The sequence below is a fragment of the Streptomyces sp. NPDC005492 genome (assembly GCF_040605995.1).
GTDB lineage: Bacteria > Actinomycetota > Actinomycetes > Streptomycetales > Streptomycetaceae > Streptomyces.
The window spans coordinates 1-13,967 of record NZ_JBEXDX010000007.1 but is presented as its reverse complement, the minus strand read 5'-3'; the positions used below and the strand labels follow the sequence as shown (position 1 = coordinate 13,967).

The following is a 13,967-nucleotide window of genomic DNA, read 5'->3' as shown; positions in this document are numbered from 1 at the left end:
AAGGGAAGCCCCTTTCACCCGCTGGCCTCCTCACGCGTGTACGCGTACCCACAGTCCCCGCTGAGCGCGGCAGCGGTATGCGGGGCGTTGCGCAGCAGGTTGCCCGCGGCCGGCCGTAAAGCGAAGGGGCTCCCGCCGAAACGGAAGCCCCCTCTCACCCAACCCTCAGTCCTCGTACGCGTCCAACGGCGGGCACGAGCACACCAGGTTCCGGTCACCGAAGGCCTGGTCGATCCGGCGCACCGGCGGCCAGTACTTGTCGGCGACGGAGACACCGGCCGGGAAGACGGCCTCCTCGCGCGTGTACGCGTGCTCCCACTCCCCGCCGAGCGCGGCGGCGGTGTGCGGGGCGTTGCGCAGCGGGTTGTCCTCGGCCGGCCACTCCCCCGCGCCGACCTTCTCGATCTCTCCGCGAATCGCGATCATCGCCGCGCAGAACCGGTCCAGTTCGATCAGGTCCTCGGACTCGGTCGGCTCGATCATCAGCGTCCCGGCCACCGGGAACGACATGGTCGGCGCGTGGAAGCCGTAGTCGATGAGCCGCTTGGCGATGTCGTCGACGCTGACGCCGGTCGCCTTGCTGATCGGCCGCAGGTCGATGATGCACTCGTGCGCGACGAGGCCGCCGGGCCCGGTGTAGAGCACCGGGTAGTGCGGCTCGAGGCGCTTGGCGATGTAGTTGGCGCTGAGGACCGCCACCTGGGTGGCCCGCTTGAGCCCCTCGCCGCCCATCAGCCGGACGTACGCCCACGAGATCGGCAGGATGCCGGCCGAACCCCACGGAGCCGCCGAGATCGGCCCGACGCCCGTCTCCGGACCGGCCGCCGGCTGCAAGGGGTGGTTCGGCAGATACGGCGCCAGGTGCGCGCGTACCCCGACCGGGCCGACTCCGGGACCGCCGCCGCCGTGCGGGATGCAGAACGTCTTGTGCAGGTTGAGGTGCGAGACGTCGCCGCCGAAGTGGCCCGGCTTGGCAAGCCCCACAAGCGCGTTGAGGTTGGCGCCGTCGACGTAGACCTGCCCGCCGGCCTCGTGGACCTGTGCGCAGATGTCGGCGACGTGCTCCTCGAACACCCCGTGCGTGGACGGGTAGGTGATCATCAGCACCGCCAACTCCTCGCGGTACTGCTCGATCTTCGCCCGCAGATCCTCGACGTCGATCTCGCCGTCCTCGGCGGTCTTCACGACGACGACCTTCATGCCCGCCATCACCGCGCTCGCGGCATTGGTGCCATGGGCGGACGACGGAATCAGACACACGGTCCGCTGCTCGTCACCGTTGGCGCGGTGGTATCCACGGACGGCGAGCAGCCCGGCCAGCTCGCCCTGCGAACCGGCGTTGGGCTGCAACGACACCTTGTCGTACCCGGTGACCTCGGCGAGCCGCTCCTCCAACTCCCGGATGAGCGTGAGGTATCCCTGCGCCTGCTCGGCGGGCGCGAAGGGGTGCAACTGCCCGAACTCGGGCCAGGTGACCGGCTCCATCTCGGTGGTCGCGTTGAGCTTCATGGTGCAGGAGCCCAGCGGGATCATGCCCCGGTCGAGCGCGTAGTCCCGGTCGGCGAGCCTGCGCAGATAGCGCAGCATCGCGGTCTCGGAACGGTGGTCCCGGAAGACCGGGTGCGTGAGATAGGCGTCGGTGCGCAACAGCGCCTCGGGAAGCGTGTCCTCGGCGCTCGCGTCCAGCGCCTCGATGTCCGCGTCGACCCCGAACGCGTTCCATACGGCGGCCAGTTGGGCCCGGTTGGTGGTCTCGTCGCAGGCGATGGACACCTGGTCGGCGTCCACGAGGTGGAGGTTGACCCCGTTCTCGCGGGCGGCGGCGACGACCTCGGCGGCCCGGCCCGGCACCCGCGCGGTCAGCGTGTCGAAGTAGCCGCCGTGCACGACCTCGACGCCACCGGCGGTGAGTCCCGCGGCGAGGATCGTGGCGTAGCGGTGGGTGCGCCGCGCGATGCCCTTGAGGCCGTCCGGCCCGTGGTAGACGGCGTACATCCCGGCCATGACGGCGAGCAGCACCTGCGCGGTGCAGATGTTGCTGGTGGCCTTCTCACGGCGGATGTGCTGCTCCCGCGTCTGCAGGGCGAGCCGGTAGGCCTTGTGCCCGTCGGCGTCGACGGAGACCCCGACCAGCCGCCCGGGCAGGCTGCGCGCGAACTTCTCGTGCACGGCCATGTATCCGGCGTGCGGCCCGCCGAAGCCCATCGGCACCCCGAAGCGCTGCGTCGTACCGACCGCGATGTCCGCCCCCAGCTCGCCCGGCGACTTCAGCAGCGTGAGCGCGAGAAGATCGGCGGCGACGGTGACGAGCGCACCGAGCGCGTGCGCCTGCTCGATCAGCGGCTCGATGTTCCGTACGGCTCCGGAGGCGCCCGGGTACTGCACGAGCACGCCGTTGATCTCGCGCTCGGCGAGGTCGGCCGGAATGCCGTCGCTGAGGTCGGCGACGACGACCTCGACGCCGGCCGGCTCGGCGCGGGTCTCGATCACGGCGATGGTCTGCGGCAGCGCGTCCGCGTCGACCAGGAAGAGACCCTTCTTGTTCCTGCCCATGCGCCGCGACAGGGCCACCGCCTCCGCGGCGGCCGTCCCCTCGTCGAGCAGCGACGCACCGGAGGTCGGCAGCCCGGTCAGGTCGGCGACCATGGTCTGGAAGTTCAGGAGCGCTTCGAGCCGCCCCTGGGAGATCTCCGGCTGGTAGGGGGTGTACGCGGTGTACCAGGCCGGGTTCTCCATGACGTTGCGCAGGATCACGGGCGGGGTGAAGGTCCCGTAGTACCCGAGCCCGATCATGGAACCGAGGACCTCGTTGCGGTCCGCGAGGGAGCGCAGCTCGGCCAGCACCTCGGCCTCGGTGCGGGCGCCGGGCAGGTCGAGGGCGTCGGCGTTCTTGATCACATCCGGGACGGCGGCGGCCGTCAGCTCGTCGAGCGAGCCGTAACCGACCTGCGCGAGCATCTTGGCCCGCGCTTCCTGGTCGGGTCCGATGTGGCGCTGCTCGAACGGAATGCCCTGTTCGAGCTCGGAGAGCGAAGTGCGAGGGGCGATCATTTGGGAGGCCTCCTGGTCGGTCACGACCTTCGGGGGACACCACGACGGTGGGGTGCCCGGACGGCCTCCCCCTCTGTCATCTCAACCTGAGAGCTTCACCGGTCACCCGAAGGTCACCGGCTTTCACCGTCGGTGAGAGCGAGGGCCGTCGTCGGCACCCGCCCTGCTTTCCAGAGTGACCTCGTCCGTGCGGTACGTGAGCCTGAGAGATTCCGGGGAGGATTTGCTCCTTCGGCGCCTCCGATGAAGTCTGGAGGACTCTCCCGCACGGGGTCAGCAGCCGCTCGCCAGCCTACCAGCGAGTGTTGAAGCCGGGCTTTCGAGTGGCCACCTTCACCAATGTGCTCTTTTGTAGTGCTTACGGATGAGTTGCGACCAGGAGGAGGGCCCGTGCAGACCGATATCGATCCGCGCAACCTGATCGGCCGCAAGGCGTTCGACCGCACCGGCGCCAAGATCGGCACGATCGACGAGGTCTACCTCGACGACGCGACCGGCGCACCGGAGTGGGCGGCCATACGCACCGGCCTGTTCTCCAGAGACGCCTTCGTCCCCCTGGAGCCCAGCGAACTGATCGAGGGCTCCCTGCACATCCCCTTCGACCGCTCCCTGATCAAGGACGCCCCCGACTTCGGTGTGGGCCGCCATCTCTCCCCCGACCAGGAACTCCAGCTCTACCACCACTACGGCCTGGACGTGGCCGCTCCTCCCTCGCTCACGGACCACGACTTCGGCAAGCTGGCGGGCTCGGACGACTCCTGAGGCGAAACCTCGGGACCTGGCCCCACCTGCGGCACCGGCCCGGCCGGTGTGACATCGGGACGTCGGCTCACCAGCGGCAGCGGCTCGGCCGGCGCGAGCTCAGGATCGTCGGTCCGGAACGTCCGCACCCGCCCGGGAACCGCGTCCTCGGGCGTCTCGAACCGCACCGTCACCCGCCCCAGCCCGCTGCCCTGCACCCACCCGTGCCCGAACCCGGCGTGGTGCACATCGTGTCCCGAAGGCCAGCGCCGCTCCACGGCCGCCGCCTGCTCCTCTCCGGCCTCCTCCGGGTGTTCCTCCTCAAGGAGGTCCGCCTGCTCCCCCGCCGCCTGCGCGAACAGGTCCTCCTGCGTGTAGTCGGCAAGCCCGGAGACCCCCACCCCGAGCAGCCGGACCCCGCCCGTGGTGTCCACGGAGTCCAGCAAGCGGGCCGCCGCCTCCCGCACCACCCCGGGGTCGTCGGTGGGCCCGCGCAGGGTCTCGGACCGGGTCAGCGTGGAGAAGTCGTACCGCCGCACCTTCAGCACGATGGTCCGCCCCGACAACCCGGCGCTCCGCAACCGCCGCACGCACCGGTCGGCGAGCCGCTGCACCTCGAGGCCCACCCGGATCCGGTCGTGGATGTCCACGTCGTAGGTGTCCTCGACGGACACCGACTTGGTCTCCCGCTCGGCCACCACGGGCCGCTCGTCGTGCGCCAGCGCCATGGCGTACAGCGCGTGGCCGTGCGCCTTGCCGACGAGGCGTACGAGCTCGTCCTCGCCCGCCTCGGCGATCTCGTCGACCGTGGTGATCCCGGCCCGCCGCAGATGGTCGCCCGTCGCCGGTCCGACCCCCGGCAGGGTCCGCACCGACAGCGGCCCGAGCAGCGCCCGCTCGGTCCCGGGCTCGATCAGCACCAGCCCGTCGGGCTTGGCCCGCTCCGAGGCGATCTTCGCGAGCATCTTGGAGGCTGCGAGCCCCACCGACCCCGTGAGCCCGGTGACCGCCCGTATGTCGGCGCGCAGCCGCGCCCCGGTGAGCTGCGCCGAGGTGGCGTCCCAGGCCACTCCCCCGGCCTCCAGGTCCACGAACGCCTCGTCCAGGCTCAGCGGCTCCACCAGCGGTGACAACGCCCGCAGCAGCCCCATGACCTGCTCGCTGATCGACCGGTAGAACCCGAAGCGGGGCACGAGATACGCGGCGTTCGGAGCGAGCCGCCGCGCCTGGGCCATGGGCATCGCCGAGTTCACCCCGAAAACCCGTGCCTCGTACGACGCGGTGGCGACCACTCCGCGCGGCCCGAGCCCGCCCACGACGACGGCCTTCCCGCGCAGACTCGGCTTGGACGCCTGTTCCGCCGAGGCGAAGAAGGCATCCATGTCGAGATGCAGGATCGTGGGCGCGGTTCTCACATCTCCGATGCTGCCCTACGCCACTGACAATGCCCCGCTACGGCTTCTGCCGGGCCCTCAGACGGCCCGGTTGCGCCGCCTGGCCAACTCGTCGGCGGGGTTGATCCCGACGAGCGTCTCGCCCGTGTCGACGCGCTCCCCGTGCAACTGCGACAGGGCGTTCTCGACATCCCGCCACACCACGCCCACGGCGATCCCGAAGACGCCCTGGCCGCCCTGGAGCAGGGCGTGGACCTCGTCCGGCGAGGTGCACTCGTAGACCGTGGCGCCGTCGCTCATCAGCGTCATGCGCTCCAGATCGCGGAAGTCGCACTCTCTCAGGTGCAGCACGGCACTGCGGATGTTCTGCAGTGACACACCTGTGTCGAGGAACCGCTTGACGATCTTCAGGACGACGACGTCCCGGAAGCTGTAGAGCCGCTGCGTGCCCGACCCGTGTGCGGGCCGCACGCTGGGCTCCACGAGCCCGGTGCGTGCCCAGTAGTCCAGTTGCCGATAGGTGATGCCGGCCGCCGCACAGGCCGTCGGGCCCCGGTAGCCGATCTGCTCGGACGCCATGGACGTCGCCCCTCCGCTGCTCGGCACGGCAGTGGGTCGATGTGGAGCGTGATCGGCCGCACTGCCATGAAGCGGGTACGGAACACTGTCCCCGAAACTGCGTTCCGGGGCACCCCCAGCCGTACCGTCGCCGCTGCTTCTCACGCCGACCTCCGTCCTTGACCTGCCTTCTCGACGGTAGGCAGTCACCAGGGGTGCGTCAACGATCGCCACACTCGGCACGCCGAGTGATAATCACCCTAGGAGTGGTTTCCCGTACCCCACCGCGGGGAAAGGCTAGCCGAATGCGCTCGCGGGGAGCCGCAGGACGCTCTCACTCGCCGGTGGCAAATGCCAGCATTTCTCTGCCGGTCGGCGTCTCACTGGCTGTTGGTGCCGAAGTCCTCGGGCGAGATCTGGTCGAGGAACTCGCGGAACTTCTCCACCTCGTCCTCCTGCTCGTCGGGGATCGCGATGCCTGCGTCGTCGAGCACACCGTCACTGCCGTAGATCGGCGTGCCGGTGCGCAGTGCCAGCGCTATGGCGTCGGACGGGCGGGCGCTCACCTCGACACCGCTGGCGAACACCAGCTCGGCGTAGAAGACGCCCTCACGCAGATCCGTGATGCGCACTTCGGTCAGCTCCTGGCCGACGGCCTCCAGCACGTCCTTGAACAGGTCGTGGGTCAGCGGTCGTGCGGGGGCCATGCCCTGCTGCGCGAAGGCGATCGCCGTCGCCTCCCCAGGCCCGATCCAGATGGGGAGGTAGCGGTCGCCTCCCACTTCACGCAGGAGCACGATCGGTTGGTTGGAGGGCATTTCGACCCGGACACCTACGACATCGAGCTCGTTCACACAGCAACCCTAGGCCGTGCCCGGGACGTTTGGGTAGTCGGGCCGAGAACGGGTGGCCGATCCGACGGCCAGGAGCCCCTCCGGCTCAGGGCAGGCGCACACCGAGCGCGGTCTGCACCAGCGCGGCGTGCAGCTTCACCGTGAGCCCCGCCAGCTCCTTCGTACGGGCCTCGGCGTGGGTCCTGGTCTGCGGATTGCGGTGGCGCTTCAGCGGGGCCACCACCTGGTCGACGAGTCCGGCCTCACGGTCGGCGGCCGCCTTCATCACCCGCAGATGGCGTGGCTCGATCCCGAACCGCCCCAGTTCGAGGACAAGTCCGGCCACGGTGACCGCCTCGGCGTCGTAGACCCCGTCCGGCAGCGGAGCGATGAGTCCGTACGACTCCCACTCGTCGAGTTCCCGCTCGCCGATGCCGGCGGCGGCCAGCAGCTCGGCCCGCCCGATCCGGGCCGCCGTGGGCACCTCCACGGGCTCCAGGACGACTTCGCCGTCCCTCTGGCGCCCCACCGTGGGCAAGGGGGCGGCCTCTCCGCGCTCCATGGCGTCGAGGTGCTCACGGATCACCTTGAGCGGCAGATAGTGGTCCCGCTGCATCCTCAGGACGTGGCCGAGGCGCTCGACGTCGGCGGGGCTGAACTTGCGGTACCCGGAAGGGGTCCGCTGCGGCTCGATGAGGCCCTCCGACTCCAGGAAACGGATCTTGGAGATGGTGACTTCGGGGAACTCGTCGCGCAGCACGTTCAGCACCGTGCCGATGCTCATCAGCCCAGTGTCCGCGGCGGCGGTACCGTGCCCGGCACCGCCGCTCGGTGTTTGAAGCATGGACCTTCCTGGGGGATCTCCCCGGACCCAGTCCGAGGGAGGGTCAGTAACCCCGCTGGCTCGCGTAGAACACCAGCCGGTACTTGCCGATCTGCACCTCGTCACCGTTCGCCAGCGACACGGAGTCGATGCGCTCGCGGTTGACATACGTGCCGTTCAGGCTGCCGACGTCGGCGACGGTGAACGCGCCGTCCGGGCTGCGCCGGAACTCCACGTGGCGGCGCGAGACCGTCACGTCGTCCAGGAAGATGTCGCTCTGCGGATGACGGCCGGCCGTGGTCAGCTCGCCGTCCAGCAGGAAGCGGCTGCCCGAGTTCGGCCCGCGGCGGACCACCAGCAGCGCCGAGCCCAAGGGCAGGGCGTCCACGGCGGCCTGTGCCTCCGGGGAGAGCGCGGGCGTCTGCGTCTGGCCGGTGACCTCGGCGTCGTAGGCCTCAAGACCGGAGATGGAGATCGTGGAGGTCGTCTCGGACGGACGCTCCGGGGTCGCGCCGGGCCGCAGCGGCGCACCGCAGTTGGAACAGAAGCGGCTGTTCTCCGCGTTGCGGTTACCGCACCTCGTACACACCAGGGCCGACATAGGGGAAAACCCTCCACCCGTACTTGAGGTTGACGGTTGCCCGAAACCTATGTCGCCGGACTGCGCAGGGTCAACCGACGGCGCGCCCGGCCCGCCGACCTGGTCGCGGAACAGCGGACGCTGGCCCTCCGCATCCGGTTGTGCGCGGTGGCGAGCGGTCTGATTGTCGCTGCTCTCTTTCGCGCTCTTGCCGAACAACTTCGCAAACAACTTCACGGGCGATTCCCCTTGACCGAAACAGACCCGCCCGTGGGGCAGGACGAACCCTGATTGAACACACCGGTCGACCCGGACATCCTCACAACGTCCGTATCCACCAGACAGTTTCCACCACGCACCACCCAATCGGTGCGTCGACCCCCCGCAACCTCATGCCCTCGCCCGACGGTCGCCATGCACCCCCGGTTCACCGGGAGGACGACCGAGCGTAGTCAGGCTGCTTCGCCGCTCGCAAGGCTTCCACAATGATCTTGCTCGACCGCTCGACGGTGACGGTGGCCTGCTCCTTCTCAAGAGTCTGCACCACACCTCCAGGGATGTTGAGCGCCGGTTCGAGATCCTGCGGCTTGCCGATGACCTTGAAACGATACGGAGCGTTGATCTTGTTCCCGTCGACACTCACGCTCTTGCCCGAGTCCGTCAGATATGTGCCGGCCACGACCCGTACACCGTTCACCTGGATCGCCTCCGCGCCGGCCGCGCGCAACTCCTGGACCGCATCGAGCAGCATGTCTGCCTCGACCGTTCCCTTCGTGTCGTCGATGGTCATCGTGATGCCGGGTCCCTGCGCGGCCACGGTGCCCGCCAGAATGCCGAGTTGCTTCTCCTTCTCGGCCGTCTGCTTGCGGGCCTCCTCGGCCTGGTCGGAGCTGTTCTCCAGCTCGTCGCGCTGTTTCTGCAGACCCTGCTTCTCGTCCTCAAGACGCTGAGTACGGTCGTCCAGTTCATCGAGAATGCGAACAAGATCTTCCTGACGGGCCCCGCGCAGCGCGCTGTCGCTGTTGCTGTTCGAGGCGACCTGTACGGCCAGCCCGAATCCGAGGCCGAACAGCAGCACGGCGACGATGAGTTGGGCCCGGCTGACACGCGGCGGCCACAGCCCCTGCACCAGCCGCTGCCGACCGGTCACGGTGGGACCGGACTTCTCCTCGGTGATCGGCGTCTCCGCGGAATCGGACGCCGACACCTCTTCGGGCAGTTCCCTGCGCAGCCTGTTCTCCGGCCGCTCGTCCTCGTGGCTCATCGGCCTCACGCCCGGAAGACGTGCCGGCGAATGGCCGCGGCGTTGGAGAAGATACGGATACCGAGGACGACCACCACACCGGTGGACAACTGGGCGCCGACGCCCAACTTGTCACCCAGGAACACGATCAGCGCGGCCACGACCACGTTCGACAGGAACGACACCACGAAGACCTTGTCGTCGAAGATGCCGTCGAGCATGGCCCGCAGACCACCGAAGACCGCGTCGAGCGCCGCGACGACCGCGATCGGCAGATAGGGCTCGACAACCACCGGCACCTCAGGCCGGACCAGGATTCCGGCCACCACTCCCACGATGAGGCCCAGTACGGCGATCACGATGTGCCCTTCTCAGTTCTCGGCTGTGCTGTACGTACGATCACGCTCGGCGCGGCGGGGAGCCGGAGATCGCTCTCCACGGCGATGGTCGCCCTGATGTCGTAGTTCTCTTCCAGGGCGTGCAGATAGAGCCCGTCGGCGCCGTTCTGGAACCTGGTGCTCAGCCGTTGGCCGTCCCCCACCGCGAGAACCGTGTAGGGCGGCACCAGTGGCTTGTTGTCGACCAGTATCGCGTCACCCGCGGCCCTGATCGCGGACAGCGCCGTCAGCCGCTGCCCGTTGATGGAGACGGCCTCGGCGCCCGCCGCCCACAGTCCGTTGACGACACGCTGCATGTCGCGGTCGCGCACCCGCCCGGTGTCGGAGAAATCAGCGGTCTCCCGCGGGTCGTCGCCCCCGCCACTGCTGGCTTCCTTCGCGTCGTCGACGACGAGCCGCACACCAGGACCGTGCACCGCGGTCGCGCCGGACAGCATGCTCACCAGGTCCGCCTGGCCGCTGCCACCGCTCGTCTTGAGCGCCGCCCGCTGGCGCGAGCTCACATCGTCCCGGAGCGTGTCGACGGTGCCTTCCAGCTTGTCCGCCGACGCGGTCTCCTTGTCGATACGGTCGATCAGTTCCTGTCGCTCCTTGGCCACCACGGGGGCCGCCACCCGCGCCTGTGCCGCTCCCAGGGTCACGACGAGGGCGGCCAGCACCAGGCCGCCGGAGAGCCCGAGCTTCGCCCGGAGGGTCTTCGGCATACGGCTCGCGCCCGAGGCCTTCTTCCGCGCGGCCGCCTCGGCGTAACCGTCGTCAAGGCTGTGGTCCATGACGTTCGTGAGCAGCGACATGGATGCGTCCGGACGCGAAGGTCGCGTGGGTGTGCTCCGAACGGGGGGCTGCTGCGGCATGCCGCACATCGTCGCACGTGGTGGCCCGTACCTCCGAATGGCCCCACCGGCGTGCCGGACAGGCCCCCTTGGGGAGACATGTCCGGCACGCGCGCGTGCTCCGTGTTCTACCGGCCGGCGCTGTCCACGACCGCCGACCACTCGTCCAACAGGGCCTGCGCGGAGGCGTCGTCGGGCCCTTCGGCCCACAGATGCGTGACCGCCTCGGCGGGGTCGGGCAACACCATCACCCAGCGCCCGTCGGTCTCGACGACCCGTACCCCGTCCGTGGTGTCGACAAATCGATCACCAGCCGCCTCGACGACCCGCCGCATCACAAGTCCCTTGACGGCCCAGGGAGTCGCCAGGTCCCGCTTCAGGACGTGCGCCCGAGGAATCCGGGCGTCGATCTGGCTCAGCGTCAACTGTGTCCGCGCCACCAGCCCGATGAGCCGTACGAAGGCCGCCGCGCCGTCGAAGACACTGCTGAACTCCGGGATGATGAACCCGGCCTTGCCGTCGCCACCGAAGATGGTCGACTCATCGCGGCCGACCCTGGTCAGGTCGTCCGGCGAGGTCGTCGTCCACTCGACCTGCGTCCCGTGATAGGCCGCCACCTGCTCGGCGATCCTCGTGGTGGTCACCGGCAGCGCCACCCGCCCGCTGCGCCGCTCCGCGGCCACCAGGTCGAGCATCACGAGCAGGGCCCGGTCGTCCTCGACGATCCGCCCCTTCTCGTCGACGAGCGACAACCGCTCGCCGACCGGGTCGAACCGCACTCCGAAAGCGGCCCGCGCGGAGGCCACGATCTCACCGAGCCGCACCAGCCCCGACCGCCGTGTGTCCGCGGTCTCCGTCGGCCTGGACTCGTCCAGACCGGGGTTGATCGTCAGCGAATCCACCCCGAGCTTGCCGAGCAGACTCGGCAGCACAAGCCCGGCGCTGCCGTTCGAGGCATCCACCACGACCTTCAGGCCGGACTCGGCGATCCCGGTCGTGTCGACGTTCCGCAACAGCGACCCGGTGTACGAGTCGAAGACGCTGGCCGGGAAGTGCAGGTCCCCGATCTCACCGGGGAACGCACGCCGGTACTCCTGGCGCGCGAACACCCGGTCCAGCTTGCGCTGACTCCCCTGCGAGAGGTCGGCGCCATCGCTGTCGAAGAACATGATGTCGACGGAGTCCGGCACTCCGGGTGTGGTCCGGATCATGATCCCGCCGGCACTGCCCCGCGCGGTCTGCTGCCGGGCCACGGGCAGCGGTACGTTCTCCAGGTCCCGTACGTCGATGGCGCTGGTCTGCAAGGCGGAGATGACCGCCCGCTTGAGCGCACGCGCACCTCGGGAGTGGTCACGGGCCGTGGTGACCGTGGAGCCCTTCTTCAGGGTCGTGGCGTAGGCACCGGCGAGGCGCACCGCCAGCTCCGGTGTGATCTCCACGTTCAGGATCCCGGACACGCCACGCGCGCCGAAGAGATGCGCCTGACCTCTGGACTCCCAGATGACCGACGTGTTGACGAAGGCACCGGCTTCGATCGTCTTGAACGGGTAGACCCGCACATTGCCCTGCACGATCGATTCTTCACCGATCAGGCACTCGTCACCGATGACCGCGCCGTCCTCGATCCGGGCCGCGCGCATGATGTCGGTGTTCTTTCCGACGACACAGCCACGCAGGTTGCTGTGCTGGCCGACGTACACGTTGTCGTGCACCACGGACTTGTGCAGAAAAGCCCCGGTCTTCACGACGACGTTCGAGCCGACGACGCTGTGCTCACGAATCTCGGCGCCGGCCTCGACCTTGGCGTAGTCACCGATGTAGAGCGGCCCGCGGAGAACCGCGTCAGGGTGCACCTCGGCACCTTCGGCCACCCACACGCCCGGCGACAGTTCGAAGCCGTCGATCTCGACGTCGACCTTGCCCTCAAGGACATCGGCCTGCGCCTTCACGTAGCTCTCGTGAGTGCCGACGTCCTCCCAGTAGCCTTCGGCGACAAAGCCGTAGACCGGCTTGCCCTCCTTCATCAACTGCGGGAAGACATCGCCGGACCAGTCGACGGGAACGTCGGCCTCGACATAGTCGAAGACCTCGGGCTCCATCACATAGATGCCCGTGTTCACGGTGTCCGAGAAGACCTGGCCCCAGGTCGGCTTCTCAAGGAAACGCTCGACCTTTCCCTCTTCGTCGACGATGGTGATGCCGAATTCCAGCGGGTTGGGCACCCGGGTCAGACAGACCGTGACCAGTGCACCCTTTTCCTTGTGGAAATTGATGAGTTCGGTGAGGTCGAAGTCGGTCAGGGCATCGCCGGAGATAACGAGGAAGGCATCGTCCTTCAACGCCTCTTCGGCGTTCTTGACGCTTCCGGCGGTACCGAGTGGCTTCTCCTCATTGGCATACGAGAGCTCCATGCCGAGCTCTTCGCCGTCACCGAAGTAGTTCTTGACCAGCGAGGCCAGGAACTGGACGGTGACTACGGTCTCATTGAGCCCATGCCTTTTCAGCAGCCTCAGCACGTGTTCCATGATCGGTCGATTGACCACGGGCAACAGTGGCTTGGGCATGCTTGAGGTCATGGGGCGAAGGCGTGTGCCTTCGCCTCCGGCCATCACGACGGCCTTCATGTCGGAAGCGTCCTCCTCTGCGAGACGACGGTCTAGCCGACTTCACCAGTCCAGATTGTCCCGCACTTTTGCGCAACGGGCCATCGAGCGACTGTTGCCGCCCCATCGGCAAGGTCAGTCGGCCATGGCGTCCGCACGCAACAGGCGGCGGACTTGTACCACGTACAGGACTCCTGCCCACCAATACAGCGTTGTACCCCATCCGGCGAACGCCCATCCGAAAATCGCTGCGAGTGACGGAAGCCATCCGCTTCCGTCACTGAGCAGCAACAACGGGAACGCGTACATCAGGTTGAACGTGGCAGCCTTGCCCAGGAAGTTCACCTGCAGCGGCGGATAGCCGTGCCGCCTGAGGATGCCCACCACGACCAACAGAACCAGCTCGCGCGCAAGCAGTACGGCAGTCAACCAAATTGGCAGAATCTCGCGCCAGGTGAGCCCGACCAGAGTCGACAGGATGTAAAGCCGGTCCGCTGCGGGATCAAGGAGCCGGCCGAGGCTGCTGATCTGGTTCCAGCGACGCGCCAGCTTGCCGTCCAGGTAATCGCTGACCCCACTCAGCATCAGCACCAGGAGCGCCCAGCCGTCACTCTTGGGGCCTCCGAACTCGGGCCTGAGGATCAGCCACAGGAAGATGGGTACGCCGACGAGGCGCGCCATGCTGAGGATGTTCGGGATGGTGAGCACCCGGTCTGTCTGGACGCGGGTCTCCTGGACCTCCACCCGGGGGCCTCCTGTGGGGAAAACGTGCCAACGATGCCCCCTGACCTTACCCCAACGCAAAAAAGCTCTGGCTCTTGGGCTGTATGCCCAAGAGCCAGAGCTCTAAAAGGAGTTCGGCGGCGTCCTACTCTCCCACAGGGTCCCCCCTGCAGTACCATCGGCGCTG

12 protein-coding genes and 1 riboswitch are annotated in these 13,967 nt (G+C 68.4%); of the genes, 1 reads left to right on the top strand and 11 read right to left on the bottom strand.

All coding sequences use genetic code 11. The features are described 5' to 3' along the window. Window positions 1–165: 165 nt before the first annotated feature. Window positions 166–3,051 (bottom strand): aminomethyl-transferring glycine dehydrogenase, encoded by a 2,886-nt coding sequence (gcvP, locus tag ABZT04_RS11995; protein WP_356055739.1) that lies wholly within the window; start codon window positions 3,049–3,051, stop codon window positions 166–168. A 180-nt stretch (window positions 3,052–3,231) separates the two neighbouring features. Continuing rightward, a riboswitch (glycine riboswitch) is annotated at window positions 3,232–3,327 on the bottom strand. A gap of 114 nt (window positions 3,328–3,441) precedes the next feature. Here gcvP and ABZT04_RS11990 point away from each other — a divergent pair. After that, window positions 3,442–3,813 carry a PRC-barrel domain-containing protein gene (locus tag ABZT04_RS11990; RefSeq protein ID WP_356055737.1) on the top strand — a complete coding sequence of 124 codons (372 nt, stop codon included), beginning with the start codon at window positions 3,442–3,444 and terminating at the stop codon, window positions 3,811–3,813. Here ABZT04_RS11990 and ABZT04_RS11985 read toward each other — a convergent pair. From ABZT04_RS11985 to ABZT04_RS11940, 10 genes are all read right to left on the bottom strand, one after another. Further along, the gene (locus tag ABZT04_RS11985) at window positions 3,735–5,207 is read right to left on the bottom strand and encodes a DNA polymerase IV (protein WP_356055735.1); all 1,473 of its coding nucleotides are present in this window, start codon (window positions 5,205–5,207) and stop codon (window positions 3,735–3,737) included. The genes ABZT04_RS11990 and ABZT04_RS11985 overlap by 79 nt on opposite strands. Before the next feature lie 57 nt (window positions 5,208–5,264). Then, entirely contained in the window at window positions 5,265–5,909 is a 645-nt protein-coding gene (locus ABZT04_RS11980; RefSeq protein ID WP_356055733.1) for a MerR family transcriptional regulator, read from the bottom strand. Between the two features lie 215 nt (window positions 5,910–6,124). Continuing rightward, window positions 6,125–6,598 carry a bifunctional nuclease family protein gene (locus tag ABZT04_RS11975; protein ID WP_006123076.1) on the bottom strand — a complete coding sequence of 158 codons (474 nt, stop codon included), beginning with the start codon at window positions 6,596–6,598 and terminating at the stop codon, window positions 6,125–6,127. Window positions 6,599–6,683: 85 nt separating this feature from the next. Further along, a complete protein-coding gene (locus ABZT04_RS11970) occupies window positions 6,684–7,421 on the bottom strand; it encodes a MerR family transcriptional regulator (RefSeq protein WP_356055731.1) in 738 nt (245 codons plus the stop codon). A gap of 43 nt (window positions 7,422–7,464) precedes the next feature. Next, on the bottom strand, window positions 7,465–8,346 hold the full coding sequence (locus ABZT04_RS11965) for an FHA domain-containing protein (RefSeq protein ID WP_356055729.1): 882 nt from the start codon (window positions 8,344–8,346) through the stop codon (window positions 7,465–7,467). Between the two features lie 61 nt (window positions 8,347–8,407). Continuing rightward, on the bottom strand, window positions 8,408–9,244 hold the full coding sequence (locus tag ABZT04_RS11960; RefSeq protein WP_356055727.1) for a DUF881 domain-containing protein: 837 nt from the start codon (window positions 9,242–9,244) through the stop codon (window positions 8,408–8,410). Window positions 9,245–9,249: 5 nt separating this feature from the next. Further along, on the bottom strand, window positions 9,250–9,582 hold the full coding sequence (locus ABZT04_RS11955; protein WP_019059351.1) for a small basic family protein: 333 nt from the start codon (window positions 9,580–9,582) through the stop codon (window positions 9,250–9,252). Beyond that, window positions 9,579–10,415: a DUF881 domain-containing protein gene (locus ABZT04_RS11950; protein ID WP_356055725.1), complete on the bottom strand. Its 837-nt coding sequence runs from the start codon at window positions 10,413–10,415 to the stop codon at window positions 9,579–9,581. Before ABZT04_RS11950 ends, ABZT04_RS11955 begins: the two co-directional genes overlap by 4 nt. 167 nt (window positions 10,416–10,582) lie before the next feature. Further along, the gene (locus ABZT04_RS11945) at window positions 10,583–13,078 is read right to left on the bottom strand and encodes a mannose-1-phosphate guanyltransferase (protein ID WP_356055723.1); all 2,496 of its coding nucleotides are present in this window, start codon (window positions 13,076–13,078) and stop codon (window positions 10,583–10,585) included. A 114-nt stretch (window positions 13,079–13,192) separates the two neighbouring features. Continuing rightward, window positions 13,193–13,801 (bottom strand): CDP-alcohol phosphatidyltransferase family protein, encoded by a 609-nt coding sequence (locus ABZT04_RS11940; RefSeq protein ID WP_355903741.1) that lies wholly within the window; start codon window positions 13,799–13,801, stop codon window positions 13,193–13,195. Between the last annotated feature and the right edge of the window lie 166 nt (window positions 13,802–13,967).

Excerpts from the sequence above, each read along its gene's own strand:
- ABZT04_RS11945 (WP_356055723.1), bottom strand. The coding sequence starts at position 13,078 with ATGAAGGCCGTCGTGATGGCCGGAGGCGAAGGCACACGCCTTCGCCCC.
- ABZT04_RS11960 (WP_356055727.1), bottom strand. The coding sequence starts at position 9,244 with ATGAGCCACGAGGACGAGCGGCCGGAGAACAGGCTGCGCAGGGAACTG.
- gcvP (WP_356055739.1), bottom strand. The coding sequence starts at position 3,051 with ATGATCGCCCCTCGCACTTCGCTCTCCGAGCTCGAACAGGGCATTCCG.
- ABZT04_RS11970 (WP_356055731.1), bottom strand. The coding sequence starts at position 7,421 with ATGCTTCAAACACCGAGCGGCGGTGCCGGGCACGGTACCGCCGCCGCG.
- ABZT04_RS11950 (WP_356055725.1), bottom strand. The coding sequence starts at position 10,415 with ATGTCGCTGCTCACGAACGTCATGGACCACAGCCTTGACGACGGTTAC.